The organism is Curtobacterium sp. NPDC090223 (genome assembly GCF_044746585.1).
Taxonomy (GTDB): domain Bacteria; phylum Actinomycetota; class Actinomycetes; order Actinomycetales; family Microbacteriaceae; genus Curtobacterium.
Map to the genome: position 1 here is coordinate 462,930 of NZ_JBIVCN010000004.1, position 24,579 is coordinate 487,508.

General features: G+C 71.2%; 29 protein-coding genes and 3 tRNA genes. 17 read left to right on the forward strand and 15 right to left on the reverse strand.

Annotated elements, in window-relative coordinates:
* Window positions 1-256: 256 nt before the first annotated feature.
* Entirely contained in the window at window positions 257-688 is a 432-nt protein-coding gene (locus ACIPJY_RS12335) for a hypothetical protein (RefSeq protein ID WP_400463989.1), read from the forward strand.
* 11 nt (window positions 689-699) lie between these two features.
* A complete protein-coding gene (locus ACIPJY_RS12340) occupies window positions 700-900 on the forward strand; it encodes a hypothetical protein (RefSeq protein ID WP_400463986.1) in 201 nt (66 codons plus the stop codon).
* A 39-nt stretch (window positions 901-939) separates the two neighbouring features.
* Here the strand turns inward: ACIPJY_RS12340 and ACIPJY_RS12345 are convergent, their stop codons facing one another.
* Window positions 940-1,272 (reverse strand): hypothetical protein, encoded by a 333-nt coding sequence (locus ACIPJY_RS12345; protein ID WP_400463984.1) that lies wholly within the window; start codon window positions 1,270-1,272, stop codon window positions 940-942.
* A 61-nt stretch (window positions 1,273-1,333) separates the two neighbouring features.
* Here ACIPJY_RS12345 and ACIPJY_RS12350 point away from each other — a divergent pair, with 61 nt between their 5' ends.
* Complete coding sequence (locus ACIPJY_RS12350) at window positions 1,334-1,945, forward strand: hypothetical protein (RefSeq protein ID WP_400463981.1); 612 nt, start codon at window positions 1,334-1,336, stop codon at window positions 1,943-1,945.
* Between the two features lie 36 nt (window positions 1,946-1,981).
* Here ACIPJY_RS12350 and ACIPJY_RS12355 read toward each other — a convergent pair whose 3' ends face one another.
* Genes ACIPJY_RS12355 through ACIPJY_RS12365 form a run of 3 tightly spaced genes read right to left on the reverse strand, consistent with a single transcriptional unit; the run spans window position 1,982 to window position 3,980 of the window.
* On the reverse strand, window positions 1,982-2,764 hold the full coding sequence (locus ACIPJY_RS12355) for a YqjF family protein (protein ID WP_400463978.1): 783 nt from the start codon (window positions 2,762-2,764) through the stop codon (window positions 1,982-1,984).
* Window positions 2,761-3,591 (reverse strand): nitroreductase family protein, encoded by an 831-nt coding sequence (locus ACIPJY_RS12360; RefSeq protein ID WP_400463975.1) that lies wholly within the window; start codon window positions 3,589-3,591, stop codon window positions 2,761-2,763. The genes ACIPJY_RS12355 and ACIPJY_RS12360 overlap by 4 nt, the downstream gene beginning before the upstream one ends.
* Before the next feature lie 17 nt (window positions 3,592-3,608).
* The gene (locus ACIPJY_RS12365) at window positions 3,609-3,980 is read right to left on the reverse strand and encodes a hypothetical protein (RefSeq protein ID WP_400463972.1); all 372 of its coding nucleotides are present in this window, start codon (window positions 3,978-3,980) and stop codon (window positions 3,609-3,611) included.
* An 82-nt stretch (window positions 3,981-4,062) separates the two neighbouring features.
* On the opposite strand from ACIPJY_RS12365, the gene ACIPJY_RS12370 reads away from it, so the two are divergent.
* A complete protein-coding gene (locus ACIPJY_RS12370) occupies window positions 4,063-5,061 on the forward strand; it encodes a DUF418 domain-containing protein (RefSeq protein ID WP_400463969.1) in 999 nt (332 codons plus the stop codon).
* A gap of 39 nt (window positions 5,062-5,100) precedes the next feature.
* On the opposite strand, the gene ACIPJY_RS12375 is transcribed toward ACIPJY_RS12370, so the two are convergent.
* The 6 genes from ACIPJY_RS12375 to ACIPJY_RS12400 form a co-directional block, all read right to left on the reverse strand.
* Window positions 5,101-5,817 carry a hypothetical protein gene (locus ACIPJY_RS12375; RefSeq protein ID WP_400463966.1) on the reverse strand — a complete coding sequence of 239 codons (717 nt, stop codon included), beginning with the start codon at window positions 5,815-5,817 and terminating at the stop codon, window positions 5,101-5,103.
* Between the two features lie 11 nt (window positions 5,818-5,828).
* Window positions 5,829-7,235 (reverse strand): hypothetical protein, encoded by a 1,407-nt coding sequence (locus ACIPJY_RS12380; protein WP_400463963.1) that lies wholly within the window; start codon window positions 7,233-7,235, stop codon window positions 5,829-5,831.
* Window positions 7,228-7,518, reverse strand: coding sequence for a hypothetical protein (locus ACIPJY_RS12385; protein ID WP_400463960.1), 291 nt, complete (start codon window positions 7,516-7,518; stop codon window positions 7,228-7,230). Before ACIPJY_RS12385 ends, ACIPJY_RS12380 begins: the two co-directional genes overlap by 8 nt.
* The gene (locus tag ACIPJY_RS12390; RefSeq protein WP_400463957.1) at window positions 7,515-8,333 is read right to left on the reverse strand and encodes an ABC transporter ATP-binding protein; all 819 of its coding nucleotides are present in this window, start codon (window positions 8,331-8,333) and stop codon (window positions 7,515-7,517) included. Before ACIPJY_RS12390 ends, ACIPJY_RS12385 begins: the two co-directional genes overlap by 4 nt.
* 4 nt (window positions 8,334-8,337) lie before the next feature.
* Window positions 8,338-8,601 carry a hypothetical protein gene (locus tag ACIPJY_RS12395; RefSeq protein ID WP_400463954.1) on the reverse strand — a complete coding sequence of 88 codons (264 nt, stop codon included), beginning with the start codon at window positions 8,599-8,601 and terminating at the stop codon, window positions 8,338-8,340.
* Window positions 8,602-8,757: 156 nt separating this feature from the next.
* Entirely contained in the window at window positions 8,758-9,195 is a 438-nt protein-coding gene (locus ACIPJY_RS12400) for an Lrp/AsnC family transcriptional regulator (RefSeq protein WP_400463951.1), read from the reverse strand.
* 213 nt (window positions 9,196-9,408) lie between these two features.
* Here ACIPJY_RS12400 and ddaH point away from each other — a divergent pair, with 213 nt between their 5' ends.
* Together ddaH and rocD are read left to right on the forward strand one after the other, a co-directional pair.
* Window positions 9,409-10,314, forward strand: a complete 906-nt coding sequence (gene ddaH, locus ACIPJY_RS12405) for a dimethylargininase (protein ID WP_400463948.1) — start codon at window positions 9,409-9,411, stop codon at window positions 10,312-10,314.
* Window positions 10,314-11,543 carry an ornithine--oxo-acid transaminase gene (rocD, locus tag ACIPJY_RS12410; protein WP_400463945.1) on the forward strand — a complete coding sequence of 410 codons (1,230 nt, stop codon included), beginning with the start codon at window positions 10,314-10,316 and terminating at the stop codon, window positions 11,541-11,543. The genes ddaH and rocD overlap by 1 nt, the downstream gene beginning before the upstream one ends.
* 159 nt (window positions 11,544-11,702) lie before the next feature.
* Here rocD and ACIPJY_RS12415 read toward each other — a convergent pair whose 3' ends face one another.
* Window positions 11,703-12,701, reverse strand: coding sequence for an NAD-dependent epimerase/dehydratase family protein (locus ACIPJY_RS12415; RefSeq protein WP_400463942.1), 999 nt, complete (start codon window positions 12,699-12,701; stop codon window positions 11,703-11,705).
* A 79-nt stretch (window positions 12,702-12,780) separates the two neighbouring features.
* Here ACIPJY_RS12415 and ACIPJY_RS12420 point away from each other — a divergent pair, with 79 nt between their 5' ends.
* Complete coding sequence (locus ACIPJY_RS12420) at window positions 12,781-13,791, forward strand: aldo/keto reductase family protein (RefSeq protein WP_400463939.1); 1,011 nt, start codon at window positions 12,781-12,783, stop codon at window positions 13,789-13,791.
* 232 nt (window positions 13,792-14,023) lie between these two features.
* On the opposite strand, the gene ACIPJY_RS12425 is transcribed toward ACIPJY_RS12420, so the two are convergent.
* The 3 genes from ACIPJY_RS12425 to ACIPJY_RS12435 form a co-directional block, all read right to left on the reverse strand.
* A tRNA-Phe gene (locus tag ACIPJY_RS12425) sits at window positions 14,024-14,096 on the reverse strand.
* A 1-nt stretch (window position 14,097) separates the two neighbouring features.
* Window positions 14,098-14,174 (reverse strand) — tRNA-Asp (locus ACIPJY_RS12430).
* 53 nt (window positions 14,175-14,227) lie between these two features.
* Window positions 14,228-14,300: transfer RNA gene (locus ACIPJY_RS12435), tRNA-Glu, on the reverse strand.
* 301 nt (window positions 14,301-14,601) lie between these two features.
* Between ACIPJY_RS12435 and ACIPJY_RS12440 the strand changes: the two genes are divergently transcribed.
* Both ACIPJY_RS12440 and ACIPJY_RS12445 read left to right on the forward strand, forming a co-directional pair.
* Window positions 14,602-15,888 carry a M23 family metallopeptidase gene (locus tag ACIPJY_RS12440; RefSeq protein ID WP_400463936.1) on the forward strand — a complete coding sequence of 429 codons (1,287 nt, stop codon included), beginning with the start codon at window positions 14,602-14,604 and terminating at the stop codon, window positions 15,886-15,888.
* 32 nt (window positions 15,889-15,920) lie between these two features.
* Entirely contained in the window at window positions 15,921-17,342 is a 1,422-nt protein-coding gene (locus ACIPJY_RS12445) for an NlpC/P60 family protein (RefSeq protein WP_400463933.1), read from the forward strand.
* A gap of 129 nt (window positions 17,343-17,471) precedes the next feature.
* Here ACIPJY_RS12445 and ACIPJY_RS12450 read toward each other — a convergent pair whose 3' ends face one another.
* On the reverse strand, window positions 17,472-17,963 hold the full coding sequence (locus ACIPJY_RS12450; protein WP_070417329.1) for an inorganic diphosphatase: 492 nt from the start codon (window positions 17,961-17,963) through the stop codon (window positions 17,472-17,474).
* A gap of 50 nt (window positions 17,964-18,013) precedes the next feature.
* Here ACIPJY_RS12450 and tilS point away from each other — a divergent pair, with 50 nt between their 5' ends.
* From tilS to ACIPJY_RS12490, 8 genes are all read left to right on the forward strand, one after another.
* Window positions 18,014-19,033, forward strand: coding sequence for a tRNA lysidine(34) synthetase TilS (gene tilS / locus ACIPJY_RS12455; protein ID WP_400463929.1), 1,020 nt, complete (start codon window positions 18,014-18,016; stop codon window positions 19,031-19,033).
* Window positions 19,034-19,052: 19 nt separating this feature from the next.
* The gene (hpt, locus tag ACIPJY_RS12460; RefSeq protein WP_123655162.1) at window positions 19,053-19,604 is read left to right on the forward strand and encodes a hypoxanthine phosphoribosyltransferase; all 552 of its coding nucleotides are present in this window, start codon (window positions 19,053-19,055) and stop codon (window positions 19,602-19,604) included.
* A 115-nt stretch (window positions 19,605-19,719) separates the two neighbouring features.
* A complete protein-coding gene (gene ftsH, locus ACIPJY_RS12465; protein ID WP_400463926.1) occupies window positions 19,720-21,708 on the forward strand; it encodes an ATP-dependent zinc metalloprotease FtsH in 1,989 nt (662 codons plus the stop codon).
* 6 nt (window positions 21,709-21,714) lie between these two features.
* A complete protein-coding gene (folP, locus tag ACIPJY_RS12470) occupies window positions 21,715-22,599 on the forward strand; it encodes a dihydropteroate synthase (protein WP_400463923.1) in 885 nt (294 codons plus the stop codon).
* Window positions 22,596-22,979, forward strand: coding sequence for a dihydroneopterin aldolase (gene folB / locus ACIPJY_RS12475; RefSeq protein WP_400463920.1), 384 nt, complete (start codon window positions 22,596-22,598; stop codon window positions 22,977-22,979). The genes folP and folB overlap by 4 nt, the downstream gene beginning before the upstream one ends.
* Window positions 22,976-23,554 (forward strand): 2-amino-4-hydroxy-6-hydroxymethyldihydropteridine diphosphokinase, encoded by a 579-nt coding sequence (gene folK, locus ACIPJY_RS12480; RefSeq protein WP_400463917.1) that lies wholly within the window; start codon window positions 22,976-22,978, stop codon window positions 23,552-23,554. The genes folB and folK overlap by 4 nt, the downstream gene beginning before the upstream one ends.
* A complete protein-coding gene (locus ACIPJY_RS12485) occupies window positions 23,551-24,030 on the forward strand; it encodes a DUF3180 domain-containing protein (RefSeq protein ID WP_123655167.1) in 480 nt (159 codons plus the stop codon). Before folK ends, ACIPJY_RS12485 begins: the two co-directional genes overlap by 4 nt.
* Before the next feature lie 18 nt (window positions 24,031-24,048).
* Window positions 24,049-24,570, forward strand: coding sequence for a PH domain-containing protein (locus ACIPJY_RS12490; protein ID WP_400463914.1), 522 nt, complete (start codon window positions 24,049-24,051; stop codon window positions 24,568-24,570).
* Window positions 24,571-24,579: the final 9 nt, after the last annotated feature.

Below are 24,579 nucleotides of genomic sequence, written 5' to 3' on the forward strand. Positions count from 1 at the left end.
CGAACACCGACGTCGGCGCGGCGACGGGGCGCAGCGGCAGAAGCAACGCCGTGATGCCGTTGACCTGCTGATATGCAAAACGCTAGTGTTTCGTAGACGGGGCCATCCACGCTCACAAATCGTCCAGAAGGGGTTGACGGTGTCAAGGTCTCACAGGTCGCTGACCGGAATCATTCTGAGTACGACGCTCGTCGTCGGAGGAGTCTTCTGGGGCTCAAGCGCTCATGCAGCTGAAGTCCCACGGTCGGCATCGACCGTGGTCGACGTCTCGAACAGTCGGATCACGCCCGACACGATGCGTCGGGCAGTGTCCGAGGCTCGGGCGGCCGGTGCGATCAGGGACGAGCGGATCAACGCTGATGGCGCGCTGTCGGTCGTCGTCGAGGGCACGAACGGGGCAACACTGGAACTGAGTGCACTCGGTCAAGATGCTCGCCTCGGAACCGGATCCGACAGCTACGGCGGCATGTACGTCGCCTTCAATGCATTCGACCAGAACCTGGTCATCAGCGGCGCGATGACCGCGATCGCGGCTGGGATGTGCGCGCTCGGACCGGCGGTCTGCGCAGTTGCGACCGTCGCTGGACTGCTCGCCAGTACTGCAATCGGAAACGCGGGCGGGGTCCGTTGTGGGACGAAGTCGCTGCGGGTGTACCCCATCTCTCACAAGACACCTCGCTGCGCATAGGGCCGGGCACGATGAAGAAGATCGTCACGAGTGTGACCTTCGCAACGGTCGTCGCGGTCGGGCTGCTGGTTGCAGCCTCGGCGTACTTCGCTGCAACGAGGGGCACCCCCTGGCAGTGGAGTGGCGCTCTCGCCTCCGGAGTCGCCGTCGGGCTGAGCGGGATCTACGTCGGGACAATGGCGCGCCGTCGTCATCGGGACCGGTTGCGCTGATCGTCAACGAGAACGCCCCGTGTCGTCTGGCTCGGGGCGTCAGCGCTTCCGGCCGGCCCCGACCAGCGCGATCTCGGCGACCGCGAGCCCGGTCGCGATCCAGAGCTGGCTCGCGCCGATCGCCCGCCACCGCGGATTCGCCATCAGCAGCGGAACCATGGTCACCGCGTGCGTGGCGTCGACGGCGGCGCCGAGGGTGTGTGCGTCCGCCGACCCGGACCGGAGCAGCAGCGCCGCCTGCGCGAGCTGCCGGAACCCCAGGATCCGGTGGAACGCCGTGGTGCCGCGCGTCGTCCCCGACCGGCTCAGGTGCAGGATGCCGAGCGCCGCGCGCCCGACCTCGACGGCGACCGCCGCGCTCGTTCGTGTCATGCCCTTCGTTCTACCCGGGTCGCCCGGGACGCACCCGTGCGGCGACGGGCAGACTGCATCTGTGGAGACGGACGAGGAGCGTGCAGACGAGGCGCCGCCGGGGTGGGTCCTCCGGACGCCGAACCGGGCGAGCGAGGTCTGGCTGCCGCCGTTGCTCGCCGTGGTCGTCGCGGCGGCGCTGGTCGTCGGCGGTGTCCTGCTCGGTGACCGGGTGACCCTGGTCTCGGGCGTCGCTGCCGGAACGTGCGTCGCCGTCGGAGCGGTCGTGCTCGGGGCGGCGGGCCGGGCCGCGTACGTCGAGCAGTCCCGGGCGGCGTCGTGGCGACTGCACGTGGTCAGCGTGGTCGTCGGGTCCGGCTCGTTGCTGGTCGTCGCGCTCGGCAGCCTGGTGAGCGGCGTCCTCTTCGGGGTCTCGGCCGGCGTCGTCGTGACCGCCGTCCAGTTCGTCTACACGGCCAGGACGGTGGCGTGGATCGACCGTGTCGCACTCGGGGTCGTGTCGTCGGTGCTCGCTGCCGGCGCGGCGGTTCTGGTCGTCCTCGGTCTCACGGTCCCCGGCGTCCCGTCGCACCGGGTCGCGGTGTGGGTGGGTGCCGGGTGGCTGGTCGCGGTCGTCGCGGCCGTCGTCGCCGTCGTCCAGTTCCGTGCGGCAGCGCGCACACCGCGCGACTGAGCCGTCCGACGACGGCCGGAGTGAGCGGCCGAGCCGTCAGCGCCCCGCGCCGAACCGCGTCGTCACCCCCGGCGAGTACAGCACCGAGTCCGGCGGGAGCTCGGTGAGCGCGAACGGCAGCCCGGCCGCGCCGACGAGGTCGTCCCGCAACGACACCACCGACGCCCGGTGCAGCTCCCACGACTCGTGCTCGTTCGGCCAGAACCGTGTGGCACCCGCACGGTGCACGTGCATGCCCCACCGCGCCGTGAGGAACGTCTCGAGCGCGCTCGGCTCCCCGATCGCGGGCCCGACCCGCACGTCGAGCATCGATCGCAGGTGCGTCCCGTGCCGCCGCATCGCGTAGCCGACCCGGCCGTCGCCCTTCCGCGCAGCGGCGTCCGCCCAGCGGTACGGCAGGCCGGTCGCGACCCGCGCGCCGATGGTCGGCAGGAGCTTCCCGGCGTCGAGCGAGAGGAACACGACCCCCCGCTGCCCTTGCTCGTCCACGGTGTAGACGCGCACGTTCAGCTCGACGAAGTCGCCGATCCGCCCGGTCCGGCCGAGCCGTCCGAGCGGTGGGAACCGGGTGTCCTCGAAGCGGAAGGCGATGAGGCCGACCCACGTGGTCGCGCCGTCGTCGGTGCCGTCGACGGCCATCGTGTCGGGGCGGGTCCCGGCCGGCAGCAGCGGCGCCACCGCCGACGCGTCCACGCGCCAGTGCAGGAAGACCACGTCCAGCCAGTCCTGGGAGATCCAGGGCCGGCCCGGAAGTCCGGGGGCGACGGATGCGACGGCCGGGAGGCCCGGTGCGGCTCCGGTGGGTCGGCTGTCGGTCACGAGATCGTCGCGTCGTCGATGTGGGTCGCGACGGGTGCGTCGTCCCACCCCTGCTGCGGCGTGTCGCAGGTCCCTCGGAAGACGTACTGCGACGGCCGCTTCCGCTCGCTCGAGGTCCAGTCGATCGCGGGACGTCGGCGCTCCGGCGGCAGGTACCCGATCCGGTACACCGCCATCAGCTCGAGTTCCGGCGGCACTCGCAGCAGCCCCTCGATCTCCTCCCACGCACCGGGGGTCTCCATCGGGAAGGACACGAACTGGATGCCGAGACCGAGCTCGGTCGTGGACAGCCAGATGTTCTCCATCGCCGCGCCCATGCTGAACACCGAGTAGAAGCCGGAGAGTTCTTCCTTCCGGTACTCGTGCCGATCGAGCATCACCCCGAGCAGCAGCGGCGACCCCGCGACGAGCTTCCGGTTCTCCTCGCCGAGGGTCTGCGGCACCCGGAGCGTGTTCATGAGCACCTGCCCGCGCTTCGTGAACACCTGCTTCGTGAACGGCTTGAGCGGACCGGGGAGCTTGTCGAAGAGCATGCCGTCTCGTCGCTCGTCCATCTCCGCCTGGCTGAACCGGAAGTACGGCTTGTACCGCTGGAAGAACGTGCCCTCGGCCATCGTGCGGGTCATCGAGCGCCCGCTGATCTCCGCGACCCGTTCGATGGTCGGGCGCTCCTCGACCAGGACGAACCGCCACGGCTGACTGTTCAGCTGCGACGGAGCCCGCCCGGCGAGCTCGACGAGGAGCCGCTGGTGCTCCTCGGACACCGGGTCGGGCAGGAACGCCCCGTTCGTCGTCCGTCGGCGTCGGATGGCCTCGAAGAGCTCCACTGCTGTCCTCTCACCGGTCAGCGCCGGAACAGCAGCGCCCCGAGGTAGGACGGCGCGGCGGCGACCGCGACTCTCCAGTGTGCTCCGGTCCGCGGGTTCGTGCGCGGTGCCATCGCCAGCGGCACGAGCGCCGGCAGCAGGAACAGCGCCGACCTCGACCGGGTCCAGAGGGGGGTCGTGGCGGCCACGCCCGTGAGGGTCGCCGTGACGACGAACAGTCCGTGGTGCACCACCCGGAGCTTCTTCGTCCGGATGAGCCGAACGGCCACCGCGGTGCCCCAGAGGCAGTTGACGACGTAGGCGGTCGATGCGGCGGTGACCATCCGCCGGGCCTTGCGCGATCCCGTGGGAGGTGCGCCGAGCCTCCAGTCCGCCGTCTCACGTCGCATGACGGCAACCTACCCGGCCGGCACCGACGATCTCCGTTGTCGGGATGATGTGTGAAATACCGACGCCCGCCATCATGGGTGCATGACCACCACGCCATCCGCTCGGTTCGAGTTCATCGACGTCCTGCGCGGCTTCGCGCTGTTCGGGATCCTCTTCGTGAACGCGATCGACATCTCCCGCGTGGGGATGGGCTGGATCGTCCTGAACAACGGCCCGCTCCCCGACGACCCACTGCGCGACTTCCTCTACGCCACCACCCAGACCCGGTTCGTCCCGATCTTCAACACGCTGTTCGGGGTGAGCCTGTTCTTCGTGCTGTCCGGTGCCCGGGCCCGCGCTGCCCGACCCTGGCTCGTGATGGTCCGTCGTCTGGTCGGACTCGTCGTCATCGGGGCACTGCTGATCGTGGTCTACCCCGGCAACGTGCTGTACGAGTACGGCATCGCCGGACTCGTCGTCCTCCCCGTCGTCGTGCTCGCGCCGCGGTGGGTCACGCTCGCGGGTGGCGTCGCGCTCACGATCGCCGCGTACGCGGTGGCCGGCGGTGGACTCGCGGCGACGCCGGGGCTGATGCTCCTCGGCGCCGGGCTCGCCGCGTACGGCCTCCCGAAGGCCCTCGGTTCGGCAGGCAGGGGAGTCACGGCGGTGTTCCTCGTGTCGGCAGCGGCGAGCGTCCCGCTGCTCTGGTGGCAGGTCTCGGCGGACATCGGTGACCCGAGGTTCTCCGATCTCGGCGGCGTCACGGGCATCGTCATGGCGGTGGCGTACACGACCGGGCTCGCACTGCTCTGGAGGACCCCGTTCCGACGCGCGCTCTCCGCGTTCTTCGAACCGCTCGGACGGATGGCCCTGACGAACTACGTCGCGGCAGCCGTCGTCTTCGCCGGGCTCGCCACCGTCGTCGACTTCGGGATGATGACCGCGGTGTGGCCCGTCGTCCTCACCGCCCTCGCGCTGATCGTGGTCCAGTCGGTCCTGAGCCGGATCTGGCTCGCCCGCTTCGTCTACGGCCCCGTCGAGTGGCTCTGGCGGAGCGCCACGTGGCTGCGGGTCGCACCCGGCAGGCGGGTCGCGCGCTGAGCCGCCGACGGGCCACGGGCCCCGGGGCGTGCCCGGTCATCAGTCCGTCGTCCCCCGGAGCAGGGCCCGTCCGTCCGCGGTGACCGGGGTCAGTCCGACGACGTTGACCACGAGCAGCACCAGCGCCGTGAACTGCGTGACGACGTCCGGCGGCGGCAGCACCAGGCACGCGCACGCCAACGCGCATCCGGCGAGCGGGCCCGCGGCTGCGACCACGCGAGCCCGCCACCCCGTGAGGGGCGGGTGCAGGACCGCGGTGGTGCGACGGGTGGCGATCACGGTGCCCGCGTGCCGGCCGAGCAGCGACCGGACGACCAGCAGGTGGCCGGCCTCGTGCACCGCGACGCACGCCGCCGTCGTGCACGGTGCCAGCACGGCCGCCCCGGTGGTCTGCACGGGGGCGGCGATCGCCCCGAACAGGCACCCGAACACCGCGGCGGTCAGCGCGGTGGGAAGGGCCCACTGCCGGACGACCGCCGCGAGCGGAGCCGTCACGGCGCCGACCCAGCCGGGTTCTCCGTGTCTGCGGCGCGCGCTGCCGAGCGTGTGGATGCGCCGCGCCGTCGACGACCCACCCACCCCCAGGGCACGGACGAGCTCGCACCGGTCCGACCTCGACGCGGTGGCGAGTCCGTTGCCGAGGAGCGTCGCGGCGTTCTCGAGCGCCGAGCCGGGCAACACCTCGTCGAACCCGGTCGGGACGTCCGTGACCCGGAGCCCGGTCGGGACGACCCGGACGACGACGCCGGGGTGCACCCGGAAGGTCGTCAGGCGAGGATCGATGCGGTCCTCCTGCGGCTGATGACCACCGGGAGCACGAGTACGAGGACGAGCCCGGCCGCCACGGGGAGCCCGACGGCAGCGGCCCCGGAGCCCAGCCGGTCGGCGATGAACGGCGGGACCGAGGTCAGCGCCGCGGCCAGGATCGCGGCGAGGACACCGCCGCCGGGCAGGTCGAGGTCGCTCGGGAACACGACGCCGGAGAACCCGGCCGCGCAGATGCACAGCCAGACCATCGGCAGCGACGGCGTCCAGGCCCAGCCCGCTGCTGCCTGGGTTCCGCCGAACGACAGGACGACCCCGGCGGCGACGACCAGCCCCGCGCCGACCATCGTGACGACCCGGCCCGGGTTCCACGGGTCCGTGCGGACGGGGACGACGACCGCCCGTCGCCACGAGGTCCGCCGGTCCGTCGCGTAGAGCGGGAGCAGGACCGCTGAGGGAACCGCGAGCAGGGTGACCTGGAAGAGCAGTCCCTGGACGGCGGGGTCGTCGTTCAGGCCCGAGCCCACGCGCGCCCCGACGACCAGGCCAGCCGCCAGGACGAGCGTCGAGACCGTCATCGGGTCGCGCAGCGGGAGCAGCACGGCGGCGGGGAGGGGCCGACCGGTCCGGGGCCGCAGCCAGCGGACGACCGCCGGTCGGGGGCCGATGGTGACCGTCCGCGCGACCAGTGCCATGAGCGCCCCGGCGAGGAGCGCGGCGGTCAGGGCGGCCACGGCCACGAGCACTGGCGCGGAGCGGTCCGAGCCGGCGAGGAGCTGCGCCCACGGGGTCCGGACCGCCGCGCGGTACCCGAGGGCCGCGCCCGCGACGGTGGCGGCCGCGGCGACACTCGTCGCGGTCGTCTCGTCGATCCCCAGCGCGGTGCCGACTCGCGCTGCCAGACGGATGACCGACGACGTCACGGCGGACGCTGCGAACGCGGTGGCGATCGCCGCGGTCGTGCTCGCCCCGGCCTGCGCGCCGTCCATGAGTGCGGCACCCGAGGCGATCAGCGGTGCCAGGACCACGGGTGCCAGAGCGGTCGCCGTCACCACGGTCGGTAGCGTGACGGCCATCGACCTCGTGGTGCGGCTGATCGGGGCCACGGCCAGCAGCGGCTCCAGGACGCGGTTGGACGGCAGCAGCACCGCGAGGACCCCCGTGATCGACGCGCTCGCGAGCCCGGTGCCGAGCGCGCTCTCGACGAGGACCTGCAGCTGGAGCGCGTCCGGGACGCCGCGTTCTCCGCCGTGGGCCGAGACGACCGCCAGGGCGACCCAGGCCGCCGCCAGCACCCCGACGCCCCAGACGACGGCGAGCGTCCGCCACCGTGCCCCGGTCACGCTCCGGGTGAAGTCGCCGACCCAGAGCGCGGCGAGCAGCCGCCCGACCGCGACGGCGTCAGCCACGGCGTGCGGTGCGCCGCGCCGTGACGAGCCGGTCGCCGGACACCGTCACGGCGAACACGACGGCGGACGTCACCAGCCACCACACCAGGACACCGGAGCCGTCGAGGCGCGCACTCGCGATGTCGTCGCCGGCGCCGGCCACGACGTGCACCAGGCCGGGCAGGGTGACGTCCACGCCGCGTGCGGTCGTGACGACGAGGGCCGCGGCGGCGACCAGGAACAGGAGGATCGGGGCGCTCACCATCGCGGAGACGGCGGCGACCAGCAGCTTGATCGGGGTCATCGAGGGGTCCTTCGTGCGTCGGGGCCGAGGGCGGTGCCCGGGCCGGGTGCGAGAGCGAGTGCGAGGTCCGCACGGACGGTCGCCGTGTCGTCGAGGCCGGTCATCGCGATCATGACGTCCTCGAGTGCGGCCACGCCGGCGTCGGTGATCAGCCGCTGGGGACGGTCGTCGGCGATGATCCGGCCGTGGTCGAGGATGACCACGCGCTCGAACCAGTGCTCGGCGGCGAGGACGTCGTGCGTGGCCACGAGCACCGAGGTGCCGTCCTGACGCAGGGCGTCCACGAGCGCGCGGATGACGACCACCGCGTGCGGGTCGAGCCCGCGGAACGGCTCGTCCATGACCAGCAGTCGCGGCCGGTGGGCGACCGCACTGACGATCTGCAGCTTCTTCTTCGTGCCGTGGGACATCTCGCCGATGAACTTCCGCATGTGCGGGGTCAGCCCGAGACGCTCGGTGATGGTGGCACGCCACCGGAGGTGGTCCCTCCCGCCGCGCAGCCGGTCCACGTGGGCGAGGAACTCGGTGCCCGTCAGGGAGAGCGGGATCGGGAGCTCGTCGGGGACGAAGCCGACGTGCCGCTTCGCCACCCGGGAGTCGTGCGGGATCCCGTCGATCTCGATGGCGTCGCTGTCGAGGTCGTGGATCCCGACGAGGCCGTGCACGAGCGTCGACTTGCCGCTGCCGTTGGGGCCGAGCAGTGCGACGAGCTCTCCGGGGGCGACGTCGAGATCGACCTCGGAGAGCCCGCGTGCGCCGCCCCGGTACTCCTTCGAGCAGTGCAGCGCGAGGAGTCGTGATCGAGGTGCGCTCATCGCGCTACTTGAAGCAGTTGAACTTGACGGTCGCGTTGAGCGGGTTGTTCCAACTGATGTCCACGACGGCGTTGAACCCGCGGTAGCCGTGCGAGATGCACGACGCGGTCAGGTAGGCGACGAGACCGAGCCCGACGACGATGGCGGCCGCGAGCACGATGACGAACACGGGGTTCTGGCTGGCCGCCACCCGTTCCACGACTCGGTCCCGCGCGTCTGACGCGGCGATCGACGCGCGGGCGGGGATGGTTGCGATGGCAAGGGACATGTCTGGGTCCTCCGTTCGGCCGGTGACGAACCGGCTGCGACCCGGGCTGCGGTGCCCGGCACCGGACAGCCCCTGTCCGGCATGTGCAACGTAGCATCGGGAATACCAGTTGTCAGTCGATATCGCCGAACGACATCCGCGGGCCGGTTCCGGGTGTCAGGCGCCTTCGCGGGAGACCAGGCGGGACAGCACGATCGCACTGCGGGTGTGGTCGACCTGCGGCGCCAGCCGGACGCGGTCGAGGGCTTCCTCGAGCGCCGGGAGGTCCTTCGACCGCATGTGCACGACCGCGTCGGCGCTGCCCGTGACGGTGCCGGCGTCGACGACCTCCGGGACGGAGTCGAGCAGCGCGCGGAGCTCGTCGGGGGAGACGGTGCCGCGGCAGTAGAGCTCGACCCAGGCCTCGGTGCCCCGGTCCTCGACCGCGGGGTCGACCTTGATCGTGAACCCGCGGATGACGCCGTCGGCGACGAGACGGTCGACACGGCGTTTCACGGCGGAGGCGGAGAGGCCGACGACCGAGCCGATGTCGCCGTACCCGGCGCGGGCGTTGTCCCGGAGCTGATCCAGGATGCGGTGGTCGAGCGAATCCATCGTGACCCATCGTACGCGGGGTTCTTGCGAGAACGCCGGTCGAACGCACGAAACGTGCGCGCTCGCCTGGTGCGGAGAGCGCGCCGGAATCCATAGACTGGCCACGGCGTCGACCTGGTCCGCCGCGGAACACGGTGAGTGAGCCTGCATCTCACCGAGATCTCTCGAGGTGGTTCCTGGCAGGCTCGGGCCCGAAGTCCCAGGAGGACTCCCGTGTCGACCCAAGCACCGTCGAACCCCGCAGCCGCCAGCACGACTGCTCCCGCCCGCACCGCCACCAAGCGCACGATCCTGATGTGCAAGCCGGACTTCTACACGGTGAGCTACCGGATCAACCCGTGGATGCACCCCGAGGACCCCACGGACACCGCGAAGGCCGTCGCCCAGTGGCAGGAGCTCCACGACGTCTACCAGGGCCTGGGCTTCGAGATCCACCTGATCGACCCGATCCAGGGGCTGCCGGACATGGTCTACGCCGCGAACGGCGGGTTCGTGCTCGACGGTGTCGCGTACGGCGCGAAGTTCCAGTACCCGGAGCGTCAGCCCGAGGGCCCCGCGTACATGGACTGGTTCCGCGGCGCCGGCCTGCAGGTCGCCGAGCCCGTCGAGACGAACGAGGGCGAGGGCGACTTCCTGCTCGTCGGCGACGTCATCCTCGCCGGCACCGGCTTCCGGTCGGACAGCACCTCGCACGAGGAGATCGCGAAGGTCTACGGCCGCGACGTCATCACGCTCAAGCTCATCAACCCGAGCTTCTACCACCTCGACACCGCGATCGCCGTGCTCGACCCGGAGCCCACGGCCGACGGCACTTCGAACATCGCGTACCTCGAGTCCGCGTTCGACGAGCCCTCCCTGGCGATCCTGCGCGAGCGCTTCCCGGACGCGATCATCGCCACCGAGGAGGACGCCGCCATCCTCGGCCTGAACTCCTACTCCGACGGGTACAACGTCGTGATCGCCGCTCGCGCGACCACCTTCGCCGAGCAGCTCCGCGAGAAGGGCTACAACCCGATCGGCGTCGACCTCTCCGAGCTCCTGCTCGGCGGCGGCGGCGTGAAGTGCTGCACGCTCGACCTGCACCCCGTCGGCACCGGCAACTCCGTGGCACGGTCCTGATGAGCGCCACCGGCACGCTCGGCGCCAACACCACGGCGGCGCTCGCCGTCGAGGACCGCGCACTCGCGCACAACTACAGCCCGCTCCCGGTCGTCATCGCCTCGGGTGAGGGCGCCTGGGTGACGGACGTCGACGGCGTGCGCTACCTGGACGGCCTCGCCGCGTACTCCGCCGTCAACTTCGGCCACGGCAACGCCCGACTGGTCGCCGCCGCGAAGGCACAGCTCGACCGCGTGACCCTGACGAGCCGCGCGTTCGTGAACGACCAGCTCGGCCCGTTCGCCTCGACCCTGGCGGCACTCACCGGCACCGAGATGGTCCTGCCGATGAACACCGGCGCCGAGGCCGTCGAGTCCGCGATCAAGGTGTCGCGGGCCTGGGGCTACCGGGTGAAGGGCGTCCCGGCTGACCGGGCGACGATCATCGTGGCGAGCGGCAACTTCCACGGCCGGACGACGACGATCATCTCGTTCTCGGACGACCCGGACGCCAAGGACGACTTCGGCCCGTACACGCCGGGCTTCCGCACCGTGCCGTACGGCGACGCGGAGGCGCTCCGTGCCGCGATGGACGAGACGGTCGTCGCGGTGCTGCTCGAGCCGATCCAGGGCGAGGGCGGCGTCGTCATCCCGCCGGCGTCCTACCTGCCTGCGGTGCGCGAGATCTGCGACGAGTTCGGCGCGCTGTTCGTCGCCGACGAGATCCAGTCCGGGCTCGGGCGCACCGGCCACACCCTCGCGGTCTCGCGTGTGGACGTCCGACCCGACCTCGTCACGCTCGGCAAGGCACTCGGCGGCGGCATCGTCCCGGTGTCCGCGGTCGTCGGTTCCGCCGCGGTCCTGGGCGTCCTGCGCCCCGGCGAGCACGGTTCGACGTTCGGCGGGAACCCGCTCGCCGCGGCCGTCGGGGCCGAGGTCGTCGCGATGCTCGGCGAGGGCACGTTCCAGCAGCGCGCCCTGGCCGGCGAACCCGTCCTCCGTGGGCTGCTCGACGACCTCGTCGGCCACGGCGTCGTGGAGCACCGCGTCGCCGGGCTCTGGGCTGGCATCGACATCGACCCGGCCATCGGCACCGGCAAGGAGGTCGCGAAGGCGCTCGCCGGGCGCGGTGTCCTGGTCAAGGACACCCACGGGTCGACGATCCGGTTCGCCCCGCCGCTCGTCGTGACCGACGACGAGATCGCCGTGGCGATCGACGCACTCGGCGCCGTCCTGCGCGACCGCAGCTGACCCATCGGACCGGCACCGGGCCTCCAGGCCGTCGGTGTCGTGTGGACCCGCTCAACCGGAACCGGCTCGCACCACGTGATCACGTGGTGCGAGCCGGTCCGCGTTGTGCGTCGACGTGTCGAACCGCGGCCTGCAACTCCGCGAACCGCGGCCCGCGGCTCAGACCGCCCAGCGCTCCGCGAGCTGGTCCATCAGCGCGTCGAGCCGCTCGTCGACCACCTGCTCCTCGGGGTGGGCCTCGTACCAGGCGATGACCTCGCGCACGCCCTGCCGGTACGGCGTGCGCGGCCGGTACCACGGCACGAGCGAGCGGATCTTGCTGTTGTCGAACACCGAGCTGTTCGCCTTGTCGCCGAGCAGCGCGGCACCCCAGTCGGCGTCCACGGCGTTGATCGCGTCCGCAGGCACATGCACGATCCGCAGGTCCTCGACGCCGGCCGCGGCCGCGATCTCGTGCGCGATGGCGTTCCAGGTCGGGGCCTCGTCGCTCGTGATGGTGAACGCCTCCCCGATCGCCGACGCGTTGTCGAGCAGGCCGGTGAACCCGACCGCGAAGTCGCGGCTGTGGGTGAGCGTCCACAGCGAGGTGCCGTCACCCGTGATGATGACCGGCTTGCCGGCCCGCATCCGGGCGATGGCCGTCCAGCCGCCCGTCAGCGGCAGCTTGGTCTCGTCGTAGGTGTGCGACGGACGGACGATCGTCACCGGGAAGTCCTGCTCCCGGTACGCCGTCATGAGCAGTTCCTCGCACGCGATCTTGTCCCGCGAGTACTGCCAGAACGGGTTCTTCAGCGGCGTCGACTCGGTGATGGGCAGGTGCGTCGGCGGGGTCTGGTACGCCGAGGCCGAGCTGATGAACACGTACTGCCGCGTCCGCCCGGCGAAGAAGTCGATGTCCGCCTGCACCTGGTCGGGCGTGAAGGCCACCCAGTTCACGACCGTGTCGAAGTGACGGTCGCCGAGTGCGTCCGCCAGGGCGCTCCGGTCGGACACGTCGGCCTGGAGGCGCGTCACACCCTCCGGGATCGGCCTGCCCCCGGTGGTCCCACGGTTCAGGACCGTGACCTCCAATCCCTGCGTGGTCGCCTCGGTGACGCAGGCGGCGCTGATCACGCCGCTCCCGCCGATGAACAGGACGCTCGCTCCGTTGCTCGTCATTCCTCCACGTAACCACGTTCCGGCGGGGCTAGCGTCGATGGGGACGCCGCACCGACGCGGCACGGGAGGAACACCGCACATGGAGTACCGCTACCTCGGCAACTCGGGCCTCAAGGTCTCCGAGATCACCTACGGCAACTGGCTGACCCACGCGTCCCAGGTCGAGAACGACGCCGCGATCGCCTGCGTCCGGGCAGCGCTCGACGTCGGCATCTCGACGTTCGACACCGCCGACGTGTACGCCAACACCGGCGCCGAGACCGTCCTCGGCGAGGCGCTCAAGGGCGAACGACGCCAGTCGCTCGAGATCGCGACGAAGGTGTTCGGGCCGACCGGTCCGAAGGGCCACAACGACACCGGGCTGTCCCGGAAGCACATCCTCGAGTCGATCGACGGCTCGCTCGGGCGGCTGCAGACCGACTACGTCGACCTGTACCAGGCGCACCGGTTCGACTACGAAACCCCCCTCGAAGAGACCATGCAGGCCTTCGCCGACGTGGTCCGCGCGGGCAAGGTCCTGTACGTCGGCGTCTCGGAGTGGACCGCCGAACAGCTCCGTGCCGGCGCCGCACTGGCGAAGGAGCTCGGCTTCCAGCTCATCTCGAACCAGCCGCAGTACTCCGCGCTCTGGCGGGTCATCGAGGAAGAGGTGGTGCCCACCTCGAAGGAACTCGGCATCTCGCAGATCGTCTGGTCGCCGATCGCCCAGGGCGTGCTCACCGGGAAGTACAAGCCCGGGCAGCCGCTGCCCGAGGGCTCCCGCGCGACCGACGACAAGGGCGGCGCGGACATGATCAAGCGGTTCATGCGCGACGAGGTGCTGTCCTCGGTGCAGGAGCTCGAGCCGATCGCGAAGGAGCTCGACCTGTCGATGGCGCAGCTCGCGGTGGCGTGGGTCCTGCAGAACGAGAACGTGGCGTCGGCGATCATCGGCGCGTCCCGGCCGGAGCAGGTGCACGACAACGCCGGCGCTGCCGGGGTGACGATCCCGGCGGAGCTGCTCTCGCGCATCGACGACGCGCTCGGCGCCGTCGTCGAGCGGGACCCCGCGAAGACGAACGACAGCAGCCCGAAGACCCGCGAGGCCTGACGGCCGCCGCCGCGCCCGCGCCGCAGGGGCACGGCCGGTGTTCGCACAACCGAAACCGCTTCGAACCGCGTACGTCGGCGGTGTCGGGCGGTTTCGGTTGTGCGAACCCGAGCGGCACCACGGGCGGAACCGCGGGCGGAACCACGGGCGGAACCGCGACCGTCCAGCGCCGCGGCCGCACGCGCCGTAGAAACGGAGAAGGCCCCTCACTCGCGTGAGGGGCCTTTCACCGTGGCTGGACACGGCATCGATCCGTGGACCTTTCGATTTTCAGTCGAACGCTCTACCAACTGAGCTATCCAGCCGTGGCGACCCTGACGGGACTTGAACCCGCGACCTCCGCCGTGACAGGGCGGCACGCTAACCAACTGCGCTACAGGGCCATATTGACTTGCATCCGGTGCTGTTCTGTTCCTGCTTGCTGTCTCACGAGGAGTGACCCCAACGGGATTCGAACCCGTGCTGCCGCCGTGAAAGGGCGGTGTCCTAGGCCACTAAACGATGGGGCCGCAAGCAGTACATCCCTGCACCGGAGGTCAAGCATACGGAAGCCCCGCGCGGATGACAAATCGGCGTGCCAGCACCGGTCCTGCCCGGCGTGTCGCAGGGACACGGGTGGGGCGCGCAGGCTTCACTCACGGTGGAGGAGTGCCTCCGATTCTGCGCCGTCGGTGTTCGAGTGCGAGCATCGTCGTCGGCCCGTGTCCCTCGTGCGAGGGGCTGCACCGGTCCGGCACCTGTTGTTACTGTTGCGTCTGTTAACAGTGTTACGTGCGTGAGCCTTGCCGCGCTGTTACGAAATCGAGATGTATGTCGACCTCACCATCGCAGTCCCTCAGCCACCGCCGCCGCGTGATCGCCGCCGCGGTGGCTGTCGTGCTCACGGCCGGGGCGATCGCCGCGATCGCACCCGCTGACCGGGCGTCGGCAGCGATCTACCCGAGCTGGAGCGAGGTCCAGGCCGCCAAGGCGTCCGAGGCCGCCCAGCAGGAGCAGGTCTCCGAGATCAAGAGCCTCATCGCGAAGCTCACGGCGGACGCCACGGCGAAGCAGAGTGCCGCCGCCGCTGCCGGGACGGCGTACCAGATGGCGCAGACGAAGTACGACGAGGCGACGCTCAAGCAGCAGAAGCTCCAGGACCAGGCGGACGCGGCCGAGAAGACCGCGGCGGCCTCCGAGGAGCAGGCCGGTCAGCTCGCCGCGCAGCTCGGTCGGGCCAGCTCCAACGACGTCACGACGGACCTCCTCACGCACCCGACGGACTCCAAGGACTACCTCTACGAGCTCGGCGCGATGTCGAAGCTCAGCGAGCAGGCGGACGGCATCTACTCGCAGGCGACCCAGGACCGGGGGACGGCGCAGGCCCTCGCGGACAAGTCGGCCGTCGCGAAGAAGGCGCTCGGTGCCCTCGCCGACGCTGCACAGAAGAAGATGCAGGCGGCGCAGACCGCTGCCGACGCGGCACAGACGGCCGTCGACGCGCAGGCGGACAACCAGGAGCGGCTCGAGGCGCAGCTGACCCTGCTCACGACGAACGCCACCAACGTCGAGGCGAAGTACAACAAGGGCGTCGCCCAGGCCGAGGCGCGTGCGAAGGCCCGGGCGAAGGCGCGTGCGGAGGCCGCCGCGAAGGCAGCCGCCCAGGCACCCGCGTCGAGTGGCGGTGCCGGCGGCGGCACCGCGAACGCCTCCGGCTGGGTCCGCCCGAGCGCCGGCTACCAGACCAGCCCCTACGGCTACCGGGTCGACCCCTACACCGGCGCGCACGCCCTGCACGCCGGCGTCGACCTGGCCCCCGCCTGCTACTCGCCGATCTACGCCGCGCACGACGGCACCGTGACCTTCGCGGGCAACGGCGGCGGCTACGGCAACGAGGTCGTGCTCGACAACGGCGGCGGCATCTCCACCGCCTACGGGCACATCGTCGACGGCGGGATCATGGTCGCGAACGGCCAGCACGTCACCGCGGGGCAGCAGATCGCCCAGGTCGGTTCGACCGGGTGGTCCACCGGGTGCCACCTCCACTTCGAGACCCGGGTGAACGGCGCCGCCGTCGACCCGGTCCCCTTCATGGCAGCGCGGGGGATCTCGGTATGACCGTGTGCGCGCCCGAGAGGCCCTGACACCACATGAAGAAGCCTGCGCGTTCCCTCGCCTGCGGCATCGCCACCGTCTCGTTGCTCGGCATCGGGCTCTCGGTGGGGATCGCCGGACCGGCAGGGGCGACCCCCGCCGAAGCCCCGTCGTGGGCGGACGTGCAGGCGGCGAAGGCCGACCAGGCAGCGTCGCAGCAGACCGTGAACGAGCTGGCCTCGCGCCTGTCGTCGCTGCAGGACGACGCCGACGCGGCCGGTGTCGTGGTGCAGCAGGCCGGCCAGACCTACGCGCTGGCCGCCTCGAAGCAGCAGGAAGCGCAGGCGACGCTCGACGACCTGACCGCCCAGGCGAAGCGCGCGAAGGCCGCCGCCGACGAGTCCGCCGGGCAGGTCGCAGCGCTCGTGGTCGAGCTCTCACGGACCGGCGGCGGCGACCTGTCGACGAGCATGCTCGTGGACTCCGCCGACGCGAAGGACCTGCTCTACCAGGTCGGCACGATGTCGCACCTGTCCGAGCGATCGGCGACGGTGCTGGCACAGGCGAAGGCCGACCAGAAGACCGTGGACTCGCTCGCGGCGCAGAAGAGCCAGGCGGCCAAGGCGCTGACGAAGGCGACCGACGCCACGAAGACCGCGCTCGACTCCGCGAACGACACCGCTGCCGCAGCGAACGGCAAGCTCGCGGCGGGACAGAAGCAGCAGGACGAGGTGCTCGAGCAGCTCGCCTACCTCAAGGGCACGACCGTCGCGACCGAGAGCGCGTACTACACCGAGCAGCGGGCGAAGCAGGCCGAGGCCGAGCTCGCCGCCCAGGCGACGACCGACGACGACGGCACGACGCCGTCGACCGGTGGCGGCACGACGACCACCACTCCGTCCACCACGACGCCGTCGACCGGCAACCCGACCACCACGAAGCCGTCGACCAGCAAGCCGTCGACCACGAAGCCGTCCACGACGAGTCCGTCCACGACGACCCCCGTCACCCCGTCGAAGCCGAGCACCCCGGTCACGACGACCCCGACCGCGCCGGTCACCACGCCGACCGCGCCGAGCACCCCGTCGAAGGCGGCCGGCGCCATCGCCTACGCCCGGGGCCAGCTCGGCAAGGCCTACGTCCTCGGTGGCGCCGGTCCGAACACGTGGGACTGCTCCGGCCTGGTGATGATGGCCTACAACTCGCAGGGCATCGCGACCGGCGGCCACAACGTCGTGTGGCAGTACAACTACTTCAAGTCGATCGGTCGCCTCGTGCCGCTCTCGCAGCGTCAGCCCGGCGACATCCTGTTCTACTCGTCGAACGGAACCGCGTCAGGCGGTTACCACGACTCGATCTACACGGGCGGCGGCATGATGGTCGAGGCCGCGCGCCCCGGCGTCGGCGTCGTCGAGCGGGCCGTCTGGACCCCGAGCGCGCTGCTGCCCTACGTCGCACGCCCGTCCGGCTCGCTGTAACTGCTCGAACAAACGACAAGTGCGCACGCGGAAGCGTGCGCACTTGTCGTCACGGGGTGCACCCCGCCGGAGCACGGCCCGCCCGAGCAAGGCCCGCCGGGAGCGAGCCCCGCCGGAGTGAGGCTTGCGTCAGTGACCGGCGGGCACGTACGCGGCCTGGCCGGCCGTGACGATCGCCTCGGCCTCGGCGGCGTCGCCCCAGCCCTCGGCCTTGACCCACTTGTTCGGCTCGAGGTCCTTGTAGCGCTCGAAGAAGTGCGCGATCTCCGCCTTCGTCTGCTCGTCGACGTCCGAGATGTCCTGGATGTGCGCCCAGCGCGGGTCCTTCGCGGGGACCACGAGGACCTTCGCGTCGTTGCCCGCCTCGTCGCTCATCTTGAAGACGCCGACCGGGCGGACCTTCACGCCGACACCCGGGAAGGTCGGGTACTCGAGCAGCAGCAGTGCGTCCACGGGGTCGCCGTCGTCCGCCAGGGTCTTCTCGAAGAAGCCGTAGTCGGTCGGGTACACGAACGACGTGAACAGCACGCGGTCGAGGTACACGCGACCGGTCTCGTGGTCCACCTCGTACTTGTTGCGGCTGCCCTTGGGGATCTCGACGACGACGTCGTACGCGGCCATGTGTGCTCCTGGTCTGTTGGATGAACGGAAAGCGCGGCTAACGTTACCGGGTGAACTCTCCGCGCCCCCGGCTGGACCCCGCGGTCGCCGACACCCGTCGCGCGGTCCGCGACCTCCTCGGCCGTGCGCGCGACGACCAGGTCGTCCGCGACGGCGACCTGGTGCTGGTCGCCCTGAGCGGCGGACCGGACTCGCTCGCACTCGCGGCAGCCACCGCGTTCGAGGCACCGAAACACGGACTCCGGGCAGGCGCGGTGGTCGTCGACCACGCGCTCCAGGCGGGCTCCGAGGCGGTGGCGAGCCGAGCCTCCAGGCAGGCATCCGAGCTGGGTCTGGACCCGGTGACGGTCCGCAGGGTCGCCGTCGGCTCCGACGGTGGCCCGGAAGGCGCCGCCCGGGAGGCCCGGCACGCGTCGATCGCCGAGGTCGCGTCCGCCACCGGGTCACCACTCGTCCTGCTCGGTCACACCCTCGACGACCAGGCCGAGACGGTGCTGCTCGGCCTGCTGCGCGGCAGCGGTCCGGACAGCCTGTCCGGGATGCAGCCGCTGGCGCGGCGGGACGGCGGGCCGGCCTACGGCCGGCCGCTCCTGGCGGTGCGGCGGCACACGACCCGGCAGGCCTGCGCTGCCGCCGGGCTCGCACCGTGGCACGACCCGCAGAACGAGGACCCGGCGTTCGCCCGCGTCCGGGTACGCACCACCCTGATGCCGGTGCTCGAGCAGGAACTCGGCGCCGGCGTGCAGGAGGCCCTGGCGCGCACGGCCGACCAGCTGCGCGAGGACTCCGCGGCGCTCGACCACTTCGCCGAGGAGATGGCCGAGGACCTCGCCGAGCACTCGGAAGCCGGGATCTCGCTGTCCGTGCGGGAGCTGCACGCGAACCCGCCGGCGCTCCGGCAGCGGCTGGTGCGCCTCGCCGTGGAGAGCGAGTTCGGCGTCACGCTGTCCCGCGTCCAGACCCTCGAGGTCTGCCGGCTCGTCACCGACTGGAGCGGGCAGGGGCCGATCGACCTGCCCGGCGTCCGGGCGTCGCGTGACGGCGACCGGCTGTCGTTCTCGGCCGCGTAGTCCCGGTTAGGCTGGACCGGTGGAACTCTCCGACGTGCAGGACGACCTCTCCGAAGTGCTCTTCACCCCCGAGCAGATCGACGACAAGATCGCCGAACTCGCCGCGGCGGTCGATCGTGACTACGCCGACAAGGACCCGCTGCTCGTCGGCGTCCTCAAGGGCGCGGTCATGGTCATGGCCGACTTCTCCCGCCACCTGACGCTGCAGGCGAAGATGGACTGGATGGCGGTGTCGTCCTACGGGTCCGGCACGAAGTCGTCCGGCGTGGTCCGGATCCTCAAGGACCTCGACACCGACCTGCACGGCCGCGACGTCATCATCGTCGAGGACATCATCGACTCCGGCCTGACGCTGTCCTGGCTGAAGCAGAACCTCGAGTCCCGCGGTGCCGCGAGCGTCGAGATCGTCGCACTGCTGCGCAAGCCCGAGGCCGCCAAGGTCGAGGTCGACGTGAAGTACGTGGGCTACGACATCCCCGACGAGTTCGTGGTGGGCTTCGGCCTGGACTACGACGAGCGCTACCGGAACCTGCGCGGCATCGGCGTCCTCGCGCCGCACATCTACTCCTAGTCCAACGGGGAGTTCGCCCGCAGAGGACACCCATTCTCGCCACAGAATCGCCGCCGTATGCTGATCAGCACGCAACTTCGGCAGAGAAAGGTGTCGGGCGCTCTGCCCGGATCACATGGACTTCAAGCGCATCCTCCGCGGGCCGTACATCTACGTGCTCATTGCGATCGTGGGGATCTGGATCGGGTGGGCCTTCATCAGCCAGTCCGGCACGCAGCAGATCGACACGCAGAAGGGCCTCGAACAGCTCTCTGACGGCAAGGTCTCCTCCGCGGTGGTGAACTCCACCGAGCAGCGCGTGGACCTCACCCTCAAGGACGGCGGCACCACCGAGCAGTTCTACTACTCGACCCCCCGTGGCACCGAGGTCGTCGAGGCGATCGCCAAGGCCGACCTGCCGAAGGGCTACAACGACACCGTCCAGCAGTCGAACTGGTTCGTCTCGCTGATCCTGACGCTCCTGCCGTTCCTGCTCATCCTCGGTCTGTTCTGGTTCCTGCTCTCGAGCGCCCAGGGCGGCGGCTCGAAGGTGATGCAGTTCGGCAAGTCCAAGGCGAAGATGAACAACAAGGAGAACCCGCAGGTCTCCTTCGCGGACGTCGCCGGTGCGGACGAGGCGATCGAGGAACTGCACGAGATCAAGGAGTTCCTCAAGGAGCCGGCCAAGTTCCAGGCCGTCGGCGCCAAGATCCCGAAGGGCGTGCTGCTGTACGGCCCTCCCGGAACCGGCAAGACCCTGCTCGCACGCGCCGTCGCCGGCGAAGCGGGCGTCCCGTTCTACTCGATCTCCGGTTCGGACTTCGTCGAGATGTTCGTCGGTGTCGGTGCGAGCCGTGTCCGTGACCTCTTCGAGCAGGCCAAGGCGAACTCGCCGGCCATCGTCTTCATCGACGAGATCGACGCCGTCGGTCGTCACCGCGGCGCCGGCATCGGTGGCGGCAACGACGAGCGCGAGCAGACGCTGAACCAGCTCCTCGTCGAGATGGACGGCTTCGACGGCAAGACGAACGTCATCCTGATCGCCGCGACGAACCGCCCCGACGTGCTCGACCCCGCCCTGCTCCGTCCGGGCCGCTTCGACCGTCAGATCGGTGTCGACGCACCCGGCCTCGCCGGCCGCAAGCAGATCCTCGAGGTGCACGCGAAGGGCAAGCCGCTCGCCGCGAGCGTCGACCTCGAGCTCCTCGCCCGCAAGACGCCGGGCTTCACCGGCGCCGACCTGGCGAACGTCCTGAACGAGGCCGCGCTGCTCACGGCCCGGTCGAACGCGCAGCTCATCGACAACCGTGCCCTCGACGAAGCCGTGGACCGCGTGATGGCCGGCCCGCAGCGACGGACCCGGATCATGTCCGACCAGGAGCGCCTCATAACGGCCTACCACGAGGGCGGTCACGCGCTCGCGGCAGCGGCGATGCGGCACACCGACCCGGTCACGAAGATCACGATCCTGCCGCGCGGCCGTGCCCTCGGCTACACGATGGTGCTCCCGCTCGAGGACAAGTACTCCGTCACGCGCAACGAACTGCTCGACCAGCTCACCTACGCCATGGGTGGCCGCGTCGCCGAGGAGATCGTCTTCCACGACCCGACCACGGGTGCGTCGAACGACATCGAGAAGGCAACCGGCACCGCCCGGAAGATGGTGACCGAGTACGGCATGAGCCGTGCGGTCGGGTCCGTCAAGCTCGGCGCCGGGTCCACGGAGCCGTTCGTCGGTCGTGACATGAGCGGCGGCACCGGTCGCGACTACTCGGAGAACATCGCCGAGACGGTCGACGCCGAGACCCGCGCCCTGCTCGAGGCCGCGCACGACGAGGCTTACCAGGTGCTCAACGACAACCGCGACATCCTCGACCGCCTGGCCGGTGAGCTCCTCGAGAAGGAGACGCTCGACGCCCCGGAGCTCGTGGAGATCTTCAAGGACGTCCGCAAGCTGCCCGAGCGCCCGCAGTGGCTCTCGAGCGACAAGCGCCCGGTGAGCAACCTCCCCGCGATCGACGTCCCGGGCAAGGCGGCGAACACCGCGTCCGAGTCGAACGACCGCGAGGCCTCGAAGACCCCGCGCCACCGTCCGTTCGGCAACCCGGGTATCGCCCCCGCGTAGGCCGGGATGACCGACCTCCCGACGAGACGGGACCGCCGCCTCGCCGCGACCGGCCGTCGCCGTGACCCGGGTGTGCTCCAGAGCGAGCACACCCGGGTCATGGGCATCCTCAACGTGACGCCGGACTCGTTCTCCGACGGCGGCCTGCACGACGCGTACGACACCGCCCTGGCCCACGCCCGTGACCTGGTGGCCTCCGGCGCCGACATCGTCGACGTCGGTGGTGAGTCCACGCGGCCCGGTGCCGAGCGCGTCCCGGTGTCCGTGGAACAGGACCGCGTGCTGCCGGTCGTCCGCGAGCTCGTCGCCGAGGGCATCGCCGTGAGCGTGGACACCATGAACGCGTCGACGGCGGAGCGCGCGGTGGAGCTCGGCGCCGCGATCGTCAACGACGTCTCCGGCGGGCTGGCCGACCCGGACATGGCCCGGGTGGTCGCGTCCACCGGGACCGGGTTCGTGGTGATGCACTGGCGCGGCCACAGCGACCGGATGTACCGCGACGCCGTCTACGAGCACGCCGTCGACGAGGTCCGGCGCGAGGTCGAGATGCGCGTCGCCGAGCTCATCGTGCTCGGGGTCCGCCAGGAGCAGGTCGTCATCGACCCGGGGCTCGGCTTCGCGAAGCAGGGCGTGCAGAACTGGGAGATCCTCGCCGGCTACGAGCGGTTCGCCTCGATCGGCCTGCCCGTGTTGGTCGCCGCGTCGCGGAAGCGGTTCCTCGACGGCATCGGCAGTCCCGAGGGCGCCCCGCCGAAGGACCGCGACCTGGCCACGGCGGCCATCAGCCTGTTGTCAGCAGAGCGCGGCGCCTGGGGCGTCCGCGTGCACGACCCGGCGCCGACCCGCGCCGTGCTCGACGTCTGGGAAGCCTGGAGGGCAGCTCGATCGTGAACGACACCATCCGCCTCGTCGGGGTCCGTGCCCGTGGCCACCACGGCGTCTTCGACCACGAGCGCGCCGACGGCCAGGACTTCGTCGTCGACGTCGCCGTCGAGGTCGACGCCCGCGCGGCCGCCGGTCCGGACGACCTCGAGCAGACCGTGCACTACGGGGTGCTCGCCGAGCAGGTCGTCGCGGAGATCGAACGCGATCCGGTCGACCTCATCGAGACCCTCGCGGAGCGGATCGCCGCCGCGGTGCTCACCCACCGGGCGGCGCTGGCGACCGAGGTGACGGTGCACAAGCCGCAGGCCCCGATCACCGTGCCGTTCACGGACGTCTCGATCACCATCCGCCGCGAGCGACCCGCGGACGAGCAGGAGCCGGCGTGACCCGCGCCGTCGTCGCCCTCGGCGCGAACCTCGGCGACCGGGGCAGCACGCTCCGGTCCGCCGCTGCCGCCGTCGCCTCGATCCCCGGCGTCACCGCGGTCGCGTCCAGCCACGAGGTCGAGTCCGTCGCACTCACGCTGGACGGGCTCGACACGTCGAAGCCCCGGTACCGGAACGCTGTCGTGGTCGTCGACACCGAGCTCGCACCGCAGGAGCTCCTGGACGCGCTGCACGGCGTCGAGGACACCCTCGGCCGCACCCGCGAGGTCCGCTGGGGTGACCGCACGCTCGACCTCGACGTGATCGCCTACGGGGACGAGCACATCGCCACGGCGACGCTCACCGTGCCGCACCCGCGCGCGCACGAGCGGGCGTTCGTCCTCGCGCCGTGGCTCGACGCCGACCCGTCTGCCGTCCTGCCCGGCGCCGGACCGGTGGCCGACCTGCTGGCCGCACTCGGCGACGACACGGAGCGCGTCGACGAGCCGCGCCTGCTCGACGAGCCGACCCGGGCCTCCCGTCCGGTCCGGACGGACCCCACGAACGACGCAAGCCGATCCGGAGCGACCCCGTGAAGACCACCCGCGCCTCCACCCTCGTCAGCCTCGCCCTCGTGGCCGGCATCGCCGGCTTCGCGCTGAACGCCGCGCTGGCCTCGCGCCAGGCGCCGGCGCTGATCCTGGTGACCCCGCTCGGGTTCACCCTGGCGTTCATCGGCATCGTCCTGATCGCGCTCGCGCTGCCGGTGCGCCGGCACGTCCGCGGCGGGGCGGACCGGCGCGTCGACCCGATCTACGCGACCCGCGTGGTGGTGCTCGCGAAGGCCTCGAGCATCTGCGGGGTGCTGTTCGGCGCGTTCGCGCTCGGGCTGCTCGTGTACCTCCTGACCCGCTCGGTGGTGCCTTCGCTAGGCTCGACCCTGCCGAGTGCCGTGGCGGTCGGCGGTGGGATCGTGCTGACCGTGTGCGCCCTCGTCGCCGAGCGCATGTGCATCGCTCCGCCGGACGACGACGACCGCGACGACCCGCGGAACGGCACCACGGTGAACTGACACAGCAGGAGGGCCCCGATGCCGCGCGAACGACTCGACGAGCCCGCCCTGGGACTGACCGGCATCGAGTGGACCCGGGTGTCCGCGAAGCTGGTCTGGACCGAGCTCATCACGACGGTGCTCGCGGGCGCGGTGGTGACGGTCGGCTGCGTGCTGATCGGCCTGGCGACGGGTGGGGTCGGCGAGACGACCGGTCTGGTCTGGACCCTCATCGCCGCGGTCATCGGGATCGTCACGCTGATCACCGCGATCCTCACGCCGCGACGGGTGCGTGCCATCGGGTACGCCCTGCGCGACGACGACTTCGTGCTCCGCCGCGGGCTGATGTGGCAGCGCTTCACCGCCGTGCCCTACGGCCGACTGCAGCTCGTCGACGTGAACCGCGGCCCGCTCGACCGGGCGCTCGGGATGAGCGAGCTGAAGTTCGTGACCGCCGCGGCGTCGACGAACGTGCGGGTCCCCGGGATCCCGGCCGAGCACGCCGACGAGCTCCGCGACCGACTCGTCGAGCTCGCCGAGACCCGTCGCGCCGGGCTGTAGGCGGTCGCC

What these genes read in the sequence shown, in the direction of transcription:
- ACIPJY_RS12340 (WP_400463986.1), top strand. Translation starts at nt 700, where the DNA reads ATGAAGAAGATCGTCACGAGTGTGACCTTCGCAACGGTCGTCGCGGTC.
- ACIPJY_RS12345 (WP_400463984.1), bottom strand. Translation starts at nt 1,272, where the DNA reads ATGACACGAACGAGCGCGGCGGTCGCCGTCGAGGTCGGGCGCGCGGCG.
- ACIPJY_RS12365 (WP_400463972.1), bottom strand. Translation starts at nt 3,980, where the DNA reads ATGCGACGTGAGACGGCGGACTGGAGGCTCGGCGCACCTCCCACGGGA.
- ACIPJY_RS12370 (WP_400463969.1), top strand. Translation starts at nt 4,063, where the DNA reads ATGACCACCACGCCATCCGCTCGGTTCGAGTTCATCGACGTCCTGCGC.
- ACIPJY_RS12385 (WP_400463960.1), bottom strand. Translation starts at nt 7,518, where the DNA reads ATGACCCCGATCAAGCTGCTGGTCGCCGCCGTCTCCGCGATGGTGAGC.
- ACIPJY_RS12390 (WP_400463957.1), bottom strand. Translation starts at nt 8,333, where the DNA reads ATGAGCGCACCTCGATCACGACTCCTCGCGCTGCACTGCTCGAAGGAG.
- ACIPJY_RS12395 (WP_400463954.1), bottom strand. Translation starts at nt 8,601, where the DNA reads ATGTCCCTTGCCATCGCAACCATCCCCGCCCGCGCGTCGATCGCCGCG.
- ACIPJY_RS12400 (WP_400463951.1), bottom strand. Translation starts at nt 9,195, where the DNA reads ATGGATTCGCTCGACCACCGCATCCTGGATCAGCTCCGGGACAACGCC.
- rocD (WP_400463945.1), top strand. Translation starts at nt 10,314, where the DNA reads ATGAGCGCCACCGGCACGCTCGGCGCCAACACCACGGCGGCGCTCGCC.
- ACIPJY_RS12415 (WP_400463942.1), bottom strand. Translation starts at nt 12,701, where the DNA reads ATGACGAGCAACGGAGCGAGCGTCCTGTTCATCGGCGGGAGCGGCGTG.
- ACIPJY_RS12420 (WP_400463939.1), top strand. Translation starts at nt 12,781, where the DNA reads ATGGAGTACCGCTACCTCGGCAACTCGGGCCTCAAGGTCTCCGAGATC.
- ACIPJY_RS12440 (WP_400463936.1), top strand. Translation starts at nt 14,602, where the DNA reads ATGTCGACCTCACCATCGCAGTCCCTCAGCCACCGCCGCCGCGTGATC.
- ACIPJY_RS12445 (WP_400463933.1), top strand. Translation starts at nt 15,921, where the DNA reads ATGAAGAAGCCTGCGCGTTCCCTCGCCTGCGGCATCGCCACCGTCTCG.
- ACIPJY_RS12450 (WP_070417329.1), bottom strand. Translation starts at nt 17,963, where the DNA reads ATGGCCGCGTACGACGTCGTCGTCGAGATCCCCAAGGGCAGCCGCAAC.
- ftsH (WP_400463926.1), top strand. Translation starts at nt 19,720, where the DNA reads ATGGACTTCAAGCGCATCCTCCGCGGGCCGTACATCTACGTGCTCATT.
- folP (WP_400463923.1), top strand. Translation starts at nt 21,715, where the DNA reads ATGACCGACCTCCCGACGAGACGGGACCGCCGCCTCGCCGCGACCGGC.
- ACIPJY_RS12490 (WP_400463914.1), top strand. Translation starts at nt 24,049, where the DNA reads ATGCCGCGCGAACGACTCGACGAGCCCGCCCTGGGACTGACCGGCATC.